This is a genomic window from Pelagibius sp. 7325, assembly GCF_037652055.1.
Classification (GTDB): domain Bacteria; phylum Pseudomonadota; class Alphaproteobacteria; order Kiloniellales; family Kiloniellaceae; genus Pelagibius.
Map to the genome: position 1 here is coordinate 354959 of NZ_JBBKAH010000003.1, position 15907 is coordinate 370865.

The 15907-nt window shown below is 63.5% G+C and carries 13 protein-coding genes; 4 read left to right on the top strand and 9 right to left on the bottom strand.

The genetic code is table 11. The features are described from left to right. Positions 1-44 precede the first annotated feature (44 nt). From WDC82_RS10750 to WDC82_RS10775, 6 genes are all read right to left on the bottom strand, one after another. On the bottom strand, positions 45-293 hold the full coding sequence (locus WDC82_RS10750; protein ID WP_340117300.1) for a hypothetical protein: 249 nt from the start codon (positions 291-293) through the stop codon (positions 45-47). A 134-nt stretch (positions 294-427) separates the two neighbouring features. Next, on the bottom strand, positions 428-910 hold the full coding sequence (mlaD, locus tag WDC82_RS10755) for an outer membrane lipid asymmetry maintenance protein MlaD (RefSeq protein ID WP_340117301.1): 483 nt from the start codon (positions 908-910) through the stop codon (positions 428-430). Positions 911-986: 76 nt separating this feature from the next. Continuing rightward, complete coding sequence (locus tag WDC82_RS10760) at positions 987-1364, bottom strand: NADH:ubiquinone oxidoreductase subunit NDUFA12 (protein WP_340117302.1); 378 nt, start codon at positions 1362-1364, stop codon at positions 987-989. 134 nt (positions 1365-1498) lie between these two features. Continuing rightward, positions 1499-2971 carry a HAMP domain-containing sensor histidine kinase gene (locus tag WDC82_RS10765; protein WP_340117304.1) on the bottom strand — a complete coding sequence of 491 codons (1473 nt, stop codon included), beginning with the start codon at positions 2969-2971 and terminating at the stop codon, positions 1499-1501. 81 nt (positions 2972-3052) lie between these two features. After that, on the bottom strand, positions 3053-4369 hold the full coding sequence (locus WDC82_RS10770; RefSeq protein ID WP_340117305.1) for a methyl-accepting chemotaxis protein: 1317 nt from the start codon (positions 4367-4369) through the stop codon (positions 3053-3055). After that, entirely contained in the window at positions 4344-4868 is a 525-nt protein-coding gene (locus tag WDC82_RS10775; RefSeq protein ID WP_340117306.1) for a PAS domain-containing protein, read from the bottom strand. The genes WDC82_RS10770 and WDC82_RS10775 overlap by 26 nt, the downstream gene beginning before the upstream one ends. 318 nt (positions 4869-5186) lie before the next feature. Here WDC82_RS10775 and WDC82_RS10780 point away from each other — a divergent pair, with 318 nt between their 5' ends. Continuing rightward, positions 5187-6230, top strand: a complete 1044-nt coding sequence (locus tag WDC82_RS10780; protein ID WP_340117307.1) for a DUF6352 family protein — start codon at positions 5187-5189, stop codon at positions 6228-6230. A gap of 416 nt (positions 6231-6646) precedes the next feature. Continuing rightward, positions 6647-10354: a vitamin B12-dependent ribonucleotide reductase gene (locus tag WDC82_RS10785; RefSeq protein ID WP_340117308.1), complete on the top strand. Its 3708-nt coding sequence runs from the start codon at positions 6647-6649 to the stop codon at positions 10352-10354. A 223-nt stretch (positions 10355-10577) separates the two neighbouring features. Here the strand turns inward: WDC82_RS10785 and WDC82_RS10790 are convergent, their stop codons facing one another. From WDC82_RS10790 to WDC82_RS10800, 3 genes are all read right to left on the bottom strand, one after another. After that, positions 10578-11303, bottom strand: a complete 726-nt coding sequence (locus WDC82_RS10790) for a hypothetical protein (RefSeq protein WP_340117309.1) — start codon at positions 11301-11303, stop codon at positions 10578-10580. A 118-nt stretch (positions 11304-11421) separates the two neighbouring features. Continuing rightward, positions 11422-12564, bottom strand: a complete 1143-nt coding sequence (locus WDC82_RS10795) for an amidohydrolase family protein (protein ID WP_340117310.1) — start codon at positions 12562-12564, stop codon at positions 11422-11424. A gap of 137 nt (positions 12565-12701) precedes the next feature. Then, on the bottom strand, positions 12702-13481 hold the full coding sequence (locus WDC82_RS10800) for a MipA/OmpV family protein (protein WP_340117311.1): 780 nt from the start codon (positions 13479-13481) through the stop codon (positions 12702-12704). A gap of 320 nt (positions 13482-13801) precedes the next feature. Here WDC82_RS10800 and WDC82_RS10805 point away from each other — a divergent pair, with 320 nt between their 5' ends. Beyond that, the gene (locus WDC82_RS10805) at positions 13802-14503 is read left to right on the top strand and encodes a response regulator (protein WP_340117312.1); all 702 of its coding nucleotides are present in this window, start codon (positions 13802-13804) and stop codon (positions 14501-14503) included. Then, positions 14500-15873 carry an ATP-binding protein gene (locus WDC82_RS10810; RefSeq protein ID WP_340117313.1) on the top strand — a complete coding sequence of 458 codons (1374 nt, stop codon included), beginning with the start codon at positions 14500-14502 and terminating at the stop codon, positions 15871-15873. Before WDC82_RS10805 ends, WDC82_RS10810 begins: the two co-directional genes overlap by 4 nt. Positions 15874-15907 lie beyond the last annotated feature (34 nt).

The window sequence follows — 15907 nt, forward strand, 5'->3', positions numbered from 1 at the left end:
CTTTGGCTCGGCTTTGGCCGGCTTCGGCCGGCTTTGGTCGGCGTTCACCGGTCCTCTGTGTTCCGGTCCCCGTAGGGGTTTTCCAGCGAGTCGACCAGGGCCAGCAGCACCTGGCGCAGCTGCGCCTCGTCACAGCCCATCAGGATGCCGTCTTCCAGGGCGTCCTGGGCCATTTCGCGGATCTCCTCCAGATTCTCGTTGAGAATCTTGATCTTTTCGCGGCAGGAAAGCGGCGATCCGTTGGGTTGCTTCCAGACCGGAATTTCGAACTTCTTGGGGGCGGATGCGGTCACGCGAAGAACCTCAGCAGAAATTCACTGCAAAAGATTTAAGGTCTGACGGGCCGTGCCGCAACCTCGCGGCCCCCTTACGTCCCCTCACGCCCTGTAGCGGGCGGCCCCAATGAGAGCATCGGCGGGAGCAGCGCTCATTGCGGCGCGTCCGGCGTCTGGTCGGAGGCGGCGTCGGCGGCGGAGAAGATGAAGCGGCCCAGCAAGTCGACCACGTTGATCGAGCCCTGGGCGAACTGGATCGCGCCGCCGTCGGCGATGTAGTCGTCGGCACCGCCCGGCTCCAGGGCGACGTAGTTGCCGCCCAGCAGGCCGTCGGGAATGATCCGCGCCGAGCTGTCGCTCGGCAGCCGCACGGTGTTGCTGATGCCGAGAGTGACCTCGGCGAAATAGGTATCCGGGTTGAGGCGCTGGGCGGTCACGGTGCCGATCTTGACCCCGGCCATGCGCACATCGGTGCCGGTGGTGAGGCCGGAGGCGTCGTCGAAACTGACCTGCACGTGATAGCCGTCGCTGCCGGCGTTGCTGAGGCTGGTGGTGCGGAAGACGAAGACGACGAAGGCCACGGCGATGAACAGCACCACGCCGCCCATCACCGTCTCGATTATGTTTCTGCGCATCAGTCGGATCCTAAACTAAGCAGCCGGGCGCCCGGCGGCGGCGCGGCGGGTCAATTGGGCGAATCAACCGGGCGAATCAGTTGGGTGTCCAGGGCTCGTAGTCCCCGGTGGCGGCGTCGCGGCGGCCTCCCTTCAGGGTGTGGCCCGGCGGCCGGTAGGCGAGGTCCGTCCCGGTCAGGTTGGGGAGGTGATCCTTCTGCCAGGGCAGCCGCGCGGGGCCACCCTCCGGCGGGGTCGCGTCGGTGGTGTGGTGCAGCCACACGTGCCATTCCGGCGGCACGCGGCTCGCCTCGACCTCCCCATTGTAGATCACCCAGCGCCGTTCCTTGCGCAGGGAATCCTTGTGGGTGCGGCCGCCGCCCTTGGCGCGGTAGTAGCGGTTGCCCTGCTGGTCGCGGCCGACCAGTTCGCCGCGCAGCCAGGTGAAAAGCCGAGTGCCGATCGTGGTGCCCATGCCCGAGCCGTATCCCCTTCGAAAAAACCAGGATTCCCGCCACCGAACGGGCCGGCGGCGGCGGCGAGACTATGGCACCCCGGCGGCGAACAGTCCAGCCTCCGGGGCATGGCCCGCAGCCGCCAAAAAGGCGGCTATTCGGCGGCCTGCACCGCCGCCGCGCGCGCCGGCACCGGCGCCAGGGCCGGCAGGCGGAGCGTCACCCGGGTGCCGTGGCCGGGGGCGCTGTCGATGGTCAGCGTGCCGCCGTGGGCCTCGACCAGCAGCTTGGCCAGCGGCAGGCTGAGACGCGGGCTGGTCCGCCCGTCCGGCGCCCGGGAGTCGGCCGAGCGCACCAGGTGGTTTTCGCCTTCGGCCTGGACGAAGGGCCGCTGCACCGCGGCCACCAGGCCGGCGTCCATGCCGGGACCCTCGTCGCCGACCGTCAGCGTGATCCAACCGCCGCCTTCTTCGGTTGCATCGCCTGGGGCAGCATCTTCCTCGTTTGCCGCGATCGTGATCCGGCGGCCCGGGGCGGAATACTTCACCGCGTTGTCAACCAGGATCATCACCACCTGCAACAGGCGGTCGGCGTTGCCGTTCACCAGCGGCAGGTCTTCGGCGATCGCGGCCTCGACGGTCACGTCCTTGGTGCGGGCAATCTCCTCGGCCAGCGCCGCCGCGCTGGTCACGATGACGCCGATCTCGGTCGGCCTCAGGGCGACCTCCAGCCGGCCGCTCTCGGCCGCGCTGAGGTCGAGGATGCCGTCGACCATAGCCAGCATGTGGCGGCCGCTGTCGCGGATGTCGCGTGCGTAGCCCTCGTAGGCATCGTGGCCGAGCGGCCCCAGCATCTTGCGCGCCATCATGTCGGCATAGCCGATCACCGCGTTGAGCGGCGTGCGCAGTTCGTGGCTCATGTGGCCCAGGAAGCGCGACTTGGCCTGGCTGGCTTCCTCCGCGCGGTCGCGCTGGAAGCGCCACTGCTCGGCGAGGTTCCTGTTGCGAAAGCTCAGGGCCAGGCTCTCGCGGAAGCCGTCGTTCAGATGCCGGGCCATGACCCACAGCAGCAGCGCCCAGAACATCACGAAGAGGGCAACGACGAGACTGGGAGAGCCGCTGAGGTTGATCAGCCGGTAGGCATAGGGCAGCAGCGCCGGGGTGATGAAGCCGGCAAAGGCGAGCAGGCTGTTGGTGTAGCCGGCGATCGCCGCGGCGCTGAGCGCGGCCATCAGGAAGGCGGTCACCAGTTTGGCGTTGTCGCTGGCGAGGTCGCCGACGAACACGACCGAGCTGCCCCACAGGCAGCCGGCGACCGTCGAGCCGCAGGCGAAGGCCAGCGTCCAGCGCCAGGTCTCCGACAGGGGGCGTTCACGGCGCAGGTAGATCTTCGCCAGGACGAAGCGCAGCATGGTCCAGGAGGCGAGGCCGGCCGCCCATAAGGTCAGCGGCAGACGCGGGGCCTGGTCCCACAGCGCGAAGGTCAGCAGGATCAGGGCGCCGAAGTTGGCGATGATGAGGGGGCGGACGCGGTGGTAGAGGCCGCGAATCATCGCGGCGTCGATCTCCACGGGATCGACCGCTACCGCCGGGCCCGGCCGGTCTGCTGGCTGTTGGTCCCCACCCATCGTCCAGGGTTTAGAGGGTCCGCCTTGTCAAAGCGTTAACCGGGCAACGCGGGATAGAGCAACGAGCCTACCCCCTGGATGCTAGCCTGCGATCGCCCGCGCCGCGGTGAGGTAGCCCTGGGCCGAGCGCTCCAGCGTGCCGACCTGCGCGGCCATGTCGTCGGCCGACTTGCTGAGCTGCTCGGCCGAACTCTGCGTCTGGGTCGCCGCCGCCGTCACGCCGGTGATGTTCTCGGCGATCTCCGCCGCGCCGGCCGAGGCCTGGCCGATGGAGTTGGCGATCTCGCGGGTGGCCGCACTCTGCTGCTCGGCGGCACCGGCGATGGCCGCGGCGATCTCGCTGACGGTCTCGACCATCCGGGTGACCTGCTCGTTGGCCGCGAAGGTGCGCTGCGTGGTCTCCTGAATGCTTTGCACCTGGTGGGCGATCTGGCCGGTGGCGGAGGCGGTCTGATTGGCCAGGGCCTTCACTTCGTTGGCGACCACGGCAAAGCCCTTGCCCGCCTCGCCGGCGCGCGCCGCCTCGATGGTGGCGTTCAGCGCCAGCAGGTTGGTCTTCTCGGCGATGTCCCGGATCAGGCCCAGCACCTGGCCGATCTGTTCGGAGGTTTCGACCAGTTCGCGCATGCGATCGCTCGCCGTCTCCGCGTTTTCGCGTGCCTGCTGGGTGATGGCGGCCTGGCGCTCGACCTTCGACGTGATTTCTTGGATCGCCGCGGAGAGCTGGTCGGCCGCGCTGGCGACGGTCTGCACGTTGGCGGAGGCCTCGGTCGCCGCGGCGGCCATGGCGGTCGCCCGGTGGTTCGAGTCCGCTGCGCAGCCGTTTAGGGCCTTGGACTGCGAGCCGATGGCGCTGGCGGCCCGCTCGACCGTTTCGATCGTCGCCGAGATTTCCTTCTCGAAGGTCCCGGTCAGCGCCGAGAAGCGTTCCGACTTGCCGGACATCTCGGCAATGGCCTCGTTGACCCGGTTGGCGCTGGAGCGGAAATCGCCCGGCAGGCCGCGCAGGATGATCTTGCGGAAGTACTTGCCCGCCGCCACGTGCTGCATCGAGGCGCCGGCTTCGCGAACGAAGGCGTCGGTAACATCGACCAGGTAGTTGATGGCATGGCGCAAAACTTCAGCATCGGCGCTGCTCTTGCCCTTCATGATCCGCCGGCTGAAGTCGCCGCTGCGTGCGATCTCGTCGGCGGCCGTGGCGACGGCGCGTACGGAGCGGCCGACGCGATGCTGGATCAGCATCGAGACGCCGCAGATCGCCAGCGCGACGACTTCCGCGCTCAGGGCAACCGGCTCGACGTGGCCAGTCGCCACTTCCCAGGCGATCGCGGCCATCAGGACGAGAACCGCAACGGCGTTCAGGCGCTGCCCGTTAGATAGAGAAAACAAAGCGTTCATAAGTCGTGCCCTGGGACTTCAAGGTGTTCTGCAGGAACTCGATGGCGGCCGTCATGCCGTCCTTGAGACGCGGCGCGCCGGTTTCGATCTCACAGAGCTTACGATAGATCGGCTGAATCTTTTCGATCTGCTGCGGGTCCGGCTTGCGGCGGTTGGAGTGATAGCCGGTGATCGCGCCCGAGGCGTCGAAGCTGGGCGTCACATGGGCGAAGACCCAGTAATGGTCGCCGTTGCGCGCCATGTTGATCACATAGGCGAAGATCTCCTCGCCGGTCGCCAGCGTGTCCCACAGCAGCTTGAAGACGCTGTGCGGCATATCCGGGTGGCGAATGATGTTGTGGGGCTGGCCCATGATCTCGTCTTCCGAGAAGCCGGCCACGCGCAGGAAGACGTCGTTGGCGTAGGTGATCCTGCCCTGCAGGTCGGTCTTGGAGACGATGATCTCTTCGGTGTCGTAGCGGCTCTCGCGGCCGGTCGGGGAGACTGTGGGTCGTGACATCGCTGCTCTCGTTCGAATTTCCAGGGCATCCTTAGCGAAAATGCTTACCGAAAGGAAAATTCGGCGCGCCCACGAGCGCGAAAATTTCCCATTACGCTGAAGCGCTTGCACGAATTGATCTGCGTCAAGCCAAGGGTGCGCGATCGGCGAGGTTGTCCGCGGCGCAGTTCGCACGAGGGTTGCGCGCAACGCCGCAGCCGCAGGGGGCGCCCCCGCCCCGTAAAATTCGTTTACCTGGTAAACGATCTCGCCAGACCGGGGGGCCGGCCCTGCGGGCACCGCTGGACAGTCCGCCGGGCGCCCCCTATAGAAGCGGCCATGCACGATTTCTGGCGGGATTCCGGCTATCACCTTCTCGAGCGGCGCGCCCCCGAACGGGGAACGGCCGGTCACCTCACGGTGACCGACGATTTCCTGCGCGCCTATCTCAATCGCCCGGAGGTGCGCCCGGTCGAGGAGTCCAACGCGGCCGAGCGGGCGCTGCATGCCGCGCTGCTGCGCAATCCGCGCGAGGCGGTGAGCGGCGAGCGCCTGGCCGCCATGGCCGATCCGGACGCCATCGAGAACTACCAGGTGGTGCTGGGCTTCCGCGAGCGGCTGCTGTCGGCCGAGAGCCTCGAGGACGCCTACGTGAAGCTGTTCCTTGACCCCGGGGGGATCGCAAAGGGCGTGGGGGTCCCGCCGCTGTTCGTCGACCAGCTGGCCCACGTCATCGCGCGGTCGATGCTGGAGGGCGAACAGGACCCGCTGAAGGTTCGCGCCGCCGAGCTGCTGTTCCGCGCCCAGGCGGTCACCATCAATGACGGCGCCGTCATGGCCGCCGACGCCGAGACGGTGGAGATGTACGCCAGCTCCGGCGGCTTCGGCAGCCTCGGCCGCCTGGTCTCCGAGGCACAGACACCGCTGCGCACCGTCGAGCTGGACGTGCTGACCGAGGACAACGCGGCGATCTACTGGAGCCGCGACAGCCGCTACGACACCGTTCTGAGCCTGAACTTCGCCAGCGCGGGCCTCGACGCGCTCAGCCGCGTGCTGGAGCGATGGATCGCGCACTTCTACGACGTCGCGGTCTCGATCCAGCCGGTGCAGAAGATCAGCGACGAGCGCTGGGTCTGGCATATCGGCCTGGATGCCGAAGGCAGCGCGATGCTGAACGACCTCTACAACGGCATCGAGGTCGGTGAAGGCCGCCTCGCGCGCCTGCTCTCGCTCTTCCGCATGGAGTTCCTGGACCCCTCCGTGGTGGCACCCCACATCGCCGGCCGCCCGGTATACCTCGCCATGGCGATGACCGAGGACAAGCAGCTGCGCCTCAAACCGCAGAACCTGCTGGTCAACCTGCCGCTCGCCGAGCGCGCCTAGCCTCCCGCTTGGCCACCCCGGGCGGGCGGCGACTCCCGCCGCCGCAGCACCCCGGCATAAGGGGCCGTTTCCGCGAGTCCCGCCCGTCCGCGGCCGGCGCGCCGAGCGGTCATAAAAATTTCTTCCGCTGGGACACCAGCCGGAAGCCGCGGCATCCCGCGCTTCCCCCGAGTTGTCCACCCCCAGACGTCGTCGCTTAAGGAATTTTTAACCCAAAATGTGGTGACCTCAGCCATATGTTGTGGTTTAATTACATGGCGTCACAAGATGCAGCAAATCATGAGGATTTGCGCGGGTTTCGGGGGCAGCGGAAGAGCATCCAGGCCGAGAGTCCAAGCAGGACATCATCAGGCCCTGCCCCTTCGTCTTTGACGCGATGCGGCATTAACAGACAGTAGCGAATTGGAGAAGTCCGAATGCGGGTTGCGCGTCGTTTCACGGAAGCTGGCACCGAAGTTTACGACAAGATCGAGTTTCGCCGGACCTCGAGTGAGATCCGCAACCCCGACGGTTCGCTGGTGTTCCGCGCCGAGGACATCGAGGTTCCCAATTCCTGGTCGCAGGTCGCCTGCGATATCCTGGCCCAGAAGTACTTCCGCAAGCGCGGCCTGCCGCTGAAGTCCAAGCGCGTGGCCGAGGACAACGTCCCGGCCTGGCTGTGGCGGTCCGAGCCCGATCACGACGCCATGGCCGACATCGCCGAGGACGAGCGCTTCATCGGCGAGACCTCGGCCAAGCAGGTGTTCCACCGCATGGCCGGCACCTGGACCTACTGGGGCTGGAAGGGCGGCTACTTCGACGCCGAGGAGGACGCCCGCGCCTACTACGACGAGATGCGCTACATGCTGGCCAAGCAGATGGCCGCGCCGAACTCGCCGCAGTGGTTCAACACCGGCCTGCACTGGGCCTACGGCATCGACGGTCCGAGCCAGGGCCATCACTACGTCGACTTCTCGACCGGCGAGCTGACGCGCGCCGCCAGCGCCTACGAGCACCCGCAGCCGCACGCCTGCTTCATCCAGTCGGTCGGCGACGACCTGGTGAACGAGAACGGCATCATGGACCTGTGGGTGCGCGAGGCGCGCCTGTTCAAATACGGCTCGGGCACCGGCACCAACTTCTCGGCCCTGCGCGGGTCCGGCGAGTCGCTGTCCGGCGGCGGCCGTTCCTCCGGCCTGATGTCGTTCCTGAAGATCGGCGACCGCGCCGCCGGCGCCATCAAGTCCGGCGGCACCACGCGGCGCGCCGCCAAGATGGTGACGGTCGACCTCGACCACCCGGACATCGAGGATTACATCAACTGGAAGGTCGTCGAGGAGCAGAAGGTCGCCGCGCTGGTGACCGGCTCCAAGACCTGTGACAAGCACCTCAACTTGATCATGAAGGCCTGCCACGATTTCAAAGGCGTGGAAGGTGCCGAGCAGACCGACGCTTTCGATCCGAAGCTGAACTTCGCGCTGAAGGCGGCGATGAAGTCCGCGCGCGCCGCCCTGGTGCCGGAGAACTACATCGCCCGCGTGGTGCAGTTCGCCAAGCAGGGCTACACCTCGATCGACTTCAAGACCTACGACACCGACTGGGACTCGGACGCCTACCTGACGGTCTCCGGCCAGAACTCCAACAACTCCGTGCGGGTGCCGAACTCCTTCATCGAGGCGGTGCTGAACGACGACAAGTGGAGCCTGATCCGGCGCACCGACGGCCTGGTGCACAAGAAGGTCAAGGCGCGCGAGCTGTGGGACCAGATCTCCTACGCCGCCTGGGCCTGCGCCGATCCGGGCGTGCAGTTCGACACCACCATCAACGAGTGGCACACCTGCCCGGCGTCGGGCCGCATCAACGGCTCCAATCCCTGCTCGGAGTACATGTTCCTCGACGACACGGCCTGCAACCTGGCCTCGTTGAACCTCATGGCCTTCCGCCGCGGCGCCGACGCCTTCGACATCGAGGCCTATGAGCACACCGTCCGGCTGTGGACGCTGACGCTGGAAATCGCCGTGCTGATGGCGCAATTCCCCTCGGCGGAGATCGCCCAGCGCTCCTACGACTTCCGCACCCTGGGTCTCGGCTACGCCAACCTGGGCGGCCTGCTGATGGCTTCCGGTGTCGCCTACGATTCCGACGAGGGCCGCGCCCTGGCGGCGGCGCTCTCGGCCATCATGACCGGCGTCGCCTATGCGACCTCCGCCGAGATGGCGGAGGAGCTGGGCGCCTTCCCGCGCCACAGCGAGAACGCCGACCACATGCTGCGGGTCATCCGCAATCACCGCCGCGCCGCCTACGGCCAGCGGGCCAGCTACGAGGAACTCTCCATCGCGCCGGTGCCGCTGGAAGCCCGCGACTGCCCCGACAAGGCGCTGATCAAGGCGGCCAAGGATGCCTGGGACAAGGCGCTGAAGCTGGGCGAGAAGCACGGCTACCGCAACGCCCAGACCACGGTGATCGCGCCGACCGGCACCATCGGCCTGGTGATGGACTGCGACACCACCGGCATCGAGCCCGACTTCGCCATCGTGAAGTTCAAGAAGCTGGCCGGCGGCGGCTACTTCAAGATCATCAACCGCACGGTGCCGGAAGCGCTGCGCACCATGGGCTACGGCGAGCGCGAGATCGAGGCGATCATCCGCCACGCGGTCGGCCACGGCACCCTGGAGGACTCCCCCGGCATCAACCACGAGCGCCTGAAGGCCAAGGGCTTCACCGAGGCCGCGCTGCAGGCCCTCGAGGCCGGCCTCGCCAGCGCCTTCGACGTGAAGTTCGCCTTCAACAAGTGGACCCTGGGCGAGGACTTCTGCATCAAGGCGCTGGGCTTCACCCGGGCCGAGCTGGAAGATGTATCCTTCGACATGCTGGCCTCGCTGGGCTTCACCAAGGCCGAGGTCGACGCCGCCAATGCCTACTGCTGCGGCGCCATGACCCTGGAGGGCGCGCCGGGCCTGAAGGACGAGCACCTGCCGGTGTTCGACTGCGCCAACCCCTGCGGGCGGCACGGCAAGCGCTACCTCTCGGTCGAGAGCCACATCCGCATGATGGCGGCGGCACAGCCGTTCATCTCCGGCGCCATCTCCAAGACCATCAACATGGCGGGCACGGCCACGGTGGAGGACTGCAAGGACGCCTACATGCTGTCCTGGCGCCTGGGCATCAAGGCCAACGCGCTCTACCGCGACGGCTCCAAGCTGTCGCAGCCACTGGCTTCCAGCATCCTCGACGACATCACCGACGAGGACGAGGAGCCGCTGGCCGCCAAGATCGCCGCGGCCAGCCAGACCGAGCGCGCGCAGATCGTCGCCGAGCGCATCATCGAGCGTGTCGTCGAACGCGCCCAGGGCCGCCGCCGCCTGCCGCAGCGGCGCAAGGGCTACACCCAGAAGGCCGTGGTCGGCGGCCACAAGGTCTATCTTCGCACCGGTGAGTACGAGGACGGCGCGGTCGGCGAGATCTTCATCGACATGCACAAGGAAGGCGCCGCCTTCCGCAGCCTGATGAACAACTTCGCCATCGCCATCTCCATCGGCCTGCAGTACGGCGTGCCGCTGGAAGAGTACGTCGAGGCCTTCACCTTCACGCGTTTCGAACCTTCGGGCATGGTCGACGGCAACGACGCCATCAAGATGGCGACCTCCGTGCTCGACTACATCTTCCGGGAGCTTGCGATCTCCTACCTCGGCCGCAACGACCTGGCCCACGTGGAACCGGCTGACATCATGCCGGACAGCCTGGGCACCGGCGACGGCCAGGGGGACCTGCCCGAGGAATCGGTGGCCGCCACGGTGCGCCGCTATGCCTCCAAGGGCTACGTGCGCAACCAGCTTCTGGTCGTGAACGGCGGCGCCGCCAACGGCACCACGGGAATGCCGCTGGGACCTGTGTCCCAGACGACCACCACCGTGAGTGCCAGCGGCGTCTCCCAAGAGCTCGTCGGCTCGCAAGGCTCCGCCGAAGCCTATGCCGTCGAGGCCACAGTCGTGCGCCAAGTCGACTCCCGCCTGGAACGCATGCGCGAAGCACGCATGAAGGGCTACGAAGGCGACTCCTGCGGCGAGTGCGGCAACTTTACGCTGGTCCGCAACGGCACATGCCTGAAGTGCGCCACCTGCGGCGGCACCAGCGGCTGCTCATGAAGAGTAGCAGGACAGTAACTCACGTAGAGTAGGTACCCGTAGTATCAGTATTCCTACCTGTACGACTCACGTCTGAGTTCTCCCTGTGAACTGAAGGGGTGCCACGGCGGTGGCACCCCCTTCTTTTTGGGAACGGCGGATCGGGCAAGCATTGGGAGTTCGGCTCTCAAGCCCGAAGCCAGACACCCGCCTTGGCCCAGAGGCAATCTGGAAGGCCAGAGCCTCAGAACGTCAACCGATCCGTAAAGCCGTTATCTCCCACTTTGACGAGGAAGTAGTTGCCGCGCTCGTCACTGCTCTCCCGACGCCTTGGCACGTTAGCCGCGGCGGTGCTGGGAACCGCCACCGGCGCGCGCACGGCGATACCGGTGTCGTCGAGGGCAAAGAGCAACTCGTCGAAGCTGATTGCGTCGAAGCGGTCGGAGGGGTAGCGCCAGGCGTTAAAATGGAACGTCCCGTCGCGACACAGGCTGGTGATCCAGTAGGTTTCCTTGGAAAACAGCTGCAGGCCCCGCGGCGCCGGCGCAAAGGCACCGCTGGCCTCCAACGCGGCGTCTAGGGCGTCCCGCTGCGCAGCGTCGAGGGGCCGTTCGCGCTCGATCCGGCGGGCAAAGCCGAGCGAGTCCGAGAAGATCGCCTCGTTCACCACCAGACCGCTCGGCCCCTGCACCCGCGCCGTCATCGTGGCACCGCCGGCGCCATCGCCGGCAACCTCATAGCTGCGCAGTTGGACGTCGTAATCGGAATTGTAGATCAGCCGGTAGCTGAGCGGCGCGCCCTCGGTGCAGGCGGCGCGGATATCGTCGCCGTTCAGGTAGCTGATCCAGGTCGTCTTGATCGTCGCCGGATTATCGATGCCGCCGCGGTAGCTGCAGGCGGTAAGCCCGGCCAGCAGGGCGGCGGCAACGGCAAGCTGCTGCCGCCGACCTGCTTCACGGCGATGTATCATGGCTTCGCTCCTAGCAAAGACGGTTGGTATGAATTGGCACTAATGCGCCTTTGCGGCGCAGCCCAGCGACGGATGAAAGAGGGAACGCCTGTCTGCAGCGCCGGGCGGGACGGCGGCGTCAGACCTTTATGCCGAACAGTTTTTCTGCATTTCGGAACGCGATTTTTTCCTTGGCTTCACGGGGCAGATCGACTGCCCGAAACCAGTCGGTTCCCTGCTTCATGTCTGCAAAGGGGTAATCGGTTCCAAACATCACTCGATCTACACTGATGTACCTCAGCAGCAGATGGAGTAGTTCATCCTGGAAGAAGGCGCTGGTTGTGTACCAAAAATTGTCGTTGAAGTACTGCCCGAGAGGCTTGTTCAGAGCATTTTCGGTCACGTCGCCCATATCACCCACGATACGCTCGTAGAAGAACGGAAGCCCCTCTCCCATGTGGCCGATAATCATCTGCAGTTTAGGGAATCTGTCGAACGCCCCAGTCATGATCAGCCGAAGGGATTGAGTAAGGACTTCCTGGTGCCATCCATATCCTGAGCCGCTGAAAATGTAGTCCTGGTACTCTTCGTTATATCCCGGCCGGGTAATGCGGTAGTAAATCTCGAAGACCTCTTCAGGCGGGAAGCCTGGATGCAGGTATATCGGCACACCAAGTGCCTCGGCGCGCGCCAGAACGGGCTCAAAATCCGGGTGGTCGAGGAATTTCTTGCCAACGAATCCATTGGTCATGGCGCCTACAAAGCCATCTTCCCGAACGGCGCGTTCGAGTTCATCCGCTGATGCCTCCGGTTCCTGCAGCGGCAAAGTCGCATAGGCCTGAAACCGCCCCGGATAGGTGACCATCGGGCCATCGGCAATCATCTTGTTGAGACGGTAGGCAAAATCGATGCCTTCCTGTCCCGGGAGATTCTGCACGCCCGGCGTATGTGCGGAGAGGATTTGAACATTGATCCCCGCCTCATCCATTGCGCCGAGGCGGCCAGGGCCCAGTTCGGCAAGACCCGTCTCCTTGAGGTACTCTACGTGATCGTCGTTAATCGCGTTCAGCGCGATCAACTCGTCGGTGGTATAGGTCTCTTCCGTGGCGATAAATTGCAGATCCTGGTCTCGCAACGCGATGACCGATGGCTCTGCGGCGGCGGCGCGGGAGACAATGGCGGGTGCGGATAGTCCGGCACCGACACCCAATGCAGTCGCGCCAGTTAGAAAGTTGCGGCGTCCCATCACCAGGTTCTTTTGGGGTTTTTCGATCTGTTTCATGTCAGCTTATGCTCCGATGTTTGCGTTGGGCCGTTGGGCGCCGCGTCCGCTTGGCAAAGACTTCCATAAGGGAATGTTGGGTGTCGTTGCTGATCGGGGGCGGATCAATGGGCCAAGCGTTGGCCCTCAACGATCGCTCAGAACTTGTAGGAAACGGCCAGCCCGCCAAAGAGAACGTTGTTGTCCTTGCTGATCGGGCTGTCCGCCGCGTCACCGACCAATCGAGTGTATTCGATCATCGTGCGAACCTCCCAGCTCTCGAAGACGGGATATACGAAGCCGAGCTCCGCACCGACTGCTTTAAAGCCCGATTTCGCGTTGAACCGCGAAAGGCCGGAGCGCGTCGACTGCGTCGAGTTGATGCCAAAGTAGCTGTCCATGTACTTGTCATCGGACCACGTCGTGGAGACTCCGGCCAGGATCGCTGGGCCACTCTCGTCCTCGTCGTCCGATTCCGCCATACCTGACGCAGAACCTTCGCCTATCAAGGCACTCACGGGGATCATGGTTTCGATACCGAAAGACACTTCCAGTCCGTCGCTACCTCCGAGAAATCGGGTCAGCTCGACGAACGGGCTCACAGGGCCGATCTCATACTCGAGGCTCAAGTTCAAAGTCGGCGCGCCATCGATGTCGCCCAGCCCATCGAGGTCGGAACTGTCGCTTTCGTCGCGGCCCCAGTCATAGTTGACGCTGACCTCCGCAGTAAGATCATAGTCGTCGTAAGCGACGACGCCCAATCCATCTTCCGTCGTGAGGTAGACCCTGTCGTTCCATGTAACGCCCAAGACCGGGAGGAACATGACCTCCATTTCATTGGACCCCTCGTACTTGGACTCATATCCGACGCCGCCTCCGATCTCGAACTCCCATTCGTCCCCGGCCGCCGCGATCCCGGGGAATGCAACGATCGCCATCACCAGTCCCGATGCAACGCCCTTGCGACAAACTATGTAACTCATATCCTAGCCCCTCATTCAGCTGCGCCATTCATGTCTCGGCGTTGCGCAGCCTGGGGGCGACATTTCACACTCGTGTGCCCGACAAGACGTTATTCTGTAAAAAAGTGTGACAGCGGTTCTGGGCTTCGGTCACCATCCGGTGGGCGTCTTGGCATACTTTTTTACACCTTCCCGCTTCTTAGACGCGGCAAAATTGATTATCCGGATGTCTGCAACCCGAAGCGTCGAGGTAATTGGAGATTTTGGACGCAATGCCGCCGAAGAATCCTCACATCTTGGTCGTCGACGACCATAGGAGTATCCGGGAGCCCCTGGCGAAGTATCTCGGCGAGAATGGGTTTCGAATTTCCATGGCGGCCAATGGTGCAGAAATGGATGCTGTCGTGAAAGCCGCGTCGATCGACTTGATCGTTCTCGACATCCTGATGCCTGGCGAAAGCGGATTGGCAATCTGCAGGCGTATACGAGAGACACGTGACATACCGGTCATTCTGCTAACGGCCGTTGCTGACGAGACAGACCGAATTGTCGGACTGGAGATCGGCGCGGACGATTACTTGACAAAACCCTTCAGTCCACGCGAGCTCTTGGCGCGGATCAAAGGCGTTCTGCGACGCGTACATAGCCTACCTAAGCAATATTCGGGAATTGAAGCGGGTCAGATTGGCTTCGGTGACTGGGTCCTGGACGTGGACCGGCAGGTACTCAGGAAGGGGGGCGGCGATCAGGAGACGGCGCTTAGTACGGTAGAGTTCAGGCTCTTGATGACATTTCTCCGCCATCCGAAGATGGTTCTCTCCCGCGATCAGTTGCTCGATATGGTCAGTAGTCGTGCCGCCACTGTGTTCGACCGGTCCATCGATAATCAGGTCAGCAGACTTCGCAAGAAAATCGAAGCGGATCCCAAGACTCCGGAAATCGTCAAAACGGTTTGGGGCGGCGGTTACATGTTCACTTTGGACGTAGCCCGCCGATGAGAAAGCTTCACAACACGATCGCGGGTCAATTGATGATTCTTATCATCGGGACTGTCCTACTGTCTCAGGTCATCATTCTCGTCGTCTTCTATGTTAAGACGGATGGACGCCTTCAAGAACAACAGGTCAGAAAGATCATCGAGGAGGTCGCTACCGCTTATGAGATTGGTCGCACGACGTCAGGCGCCGAACGTGACAGACTCATACGGGCAACAAGCGATCCGGACATTCGGTTCTATATTGATGATCTACCACTTACTCAAAACAGGTTCGATATTCCGGATGACCACATTGGCAACATGCCTGAAATCCTGTCCGGAAGGCCTATATTCGCCACTGATAATACGGTGTCGTCCTTGAGTATATGGGAGTTCTGGTTCGCGGATGGAATCGAGGATTGTCTTGTTTTAGAAGAGCTATCCGATCAAGGAGACGCCTGTCCGATTGACTACGTTTCGATACAATTGAATGAGAAGGAGTGGCTCAACGCCAGAGTTTCGTCGCCGGTAGATGAACTGGTGATTCTTCTGCCGGTAATTCTGTCCGCTGGCCTTACGCTCCTTGGGATCTTGTTGGTCGTCACGATCATCGTCAAACGCTTCACAGCGCCGTTGCGGACTCTATCTTTGGCCGCCGAACGGTTTGGTCAAGGTGATGCCGTCGGCTACGTTAAGGTGGAGGGGCCCAACGAGCTCAGATCCATGACGGCCGCGTTCAACACCATGCAAGAGCGTCTTCGCCGATTTGTCGAAGATCGAACGAAAATGCTGGCGGCCGTCAGCCACGATCTACGGACACCCATCACCTCCCTACGATTAAGAGCGGAATTCATCAAGGATCCCGAACTGAAGTCCGACGTGATCAAGACACTGGAGGACATGGATTCGATGGTCGAAGGTTGCCTGGCCTTTGCTAAACAGGAAGCCCAGAAAGAGAAAAGTGAAACCATCAATCTCGTCGAGACCCTTTCGATTCTCGCTAGAGAGTTCCCGGGGGTAGCTTTTTCGACAAATCTGAAGGCTTACAGATACCTCTGCCGACCGGTCTCACTGCGACGTGCAATTCGAAATGTGCTCGAAAACGCCGTTAATTACGGAAATAGAGCCCATATAACCCTCGATTCAGATGACTATGGCGTTTCGATTGAGATCGTCGACGAGGGGCCTGGTGTACCGGATGAGATGCTCGACGATATCTTCGAGCCATTCTTCCGGGTCGACGAAGCCAGGAACACGGAAACCGGGAATGTAGGTCTCGGGCTCGCGATTGCGCGCACGATCGTCCATAAGCACGGTGGCACCATACGGGCGACCAACGTGCTCAGCGGGTTGAAACTGAGAATCTGGTTGCCAGGCCAGGAGAATTCGTAGACGCCATCTTCCTTGGTTTTAGCAGGCTTGCCAA

Excerpts from the sequence above, each read along its gene's own strand:
- mlaD (WP_340117301.1), bottom strand. The coding sequence starts at position 910 with ATGCGCAGAAACATAATCGAGACGGTGATGGGCGGCGTGGTGCTGTTC.
- WDC82_RS10760 (WP_340117302.1), bottom strand. The coding sequence starts at position 1,364 with ATGGGCACCACGATCGGCACTCGGCTTTTCACCTGGCTGCGCGGCGAA.
- WDC82_RS10765 (WP_340117304.1), bottom strand. The coding sequence starts at position 2,971 with ATGGGTGGGGACCAACAGCCAGCAGACCGGCCGGGCCCGGCGGTAGCG.
- WDC82_RS10770 (WP_340117305.1), bottom strand. The coding sequence starts at position 4,369 with ATGAACGCTTTGTTTTCTCTATCTAACGGGCAGCGCCTGAACGCCGTT.
- WDC82_RS10775 (WP_340117306.1), bottom strand. The coding sequence starts at position 4,868 with ATGTCACGACCCACAGTCTCCCCGACCGGCCGCGAGAGCCGCTACGAC.
- WDC82_RS10780 (WP_340117307.1), top strand. The coding sequence starts at position 5,187 with ATGCACGATTTCTGGCGGGATTCCGGCTATCACCTTCTCGAGCGGCGC.
- WDC82_RS10785 (WP_340117308.1), top strand. The coding sequence starts at position 6,647 with ATGCGGGTTGCGCGTCGTTTCACGGAAGCTGGCACCGAAGTTTACGAC.
- WDC82_RS10790 (WP_340117309.1), bottom strand. The coding sequence starts at position 11,303 with ATGATACATCGCCGTGAAGCAGGTCGGCGGCAGCAGCTTGCCGTTGCC.
- WDC82_RS10795 (WP_340117310.1), bottom strand. The coding sequence starts at position 12,564 with ATGAAACAGATCGAAAAACCCCAAAAGAACCTGGTGATGGGACGCCGC.
- WDC82_RS10800 (WP_340117311.1), bottom strand. The coding sequence starts at position 13,481 with ATGGCGATCGTTGCATTCCCCGGGATCGCGGCGGCCGGGGACGAATGG.
- WDC82_RS10810 (WP_340117313.1), top strand. The coding sequence starts at position 14,500 with ATGAGAAAGCTTCACAACACGATCGCGGGTCAATTGATGATTCTTATC.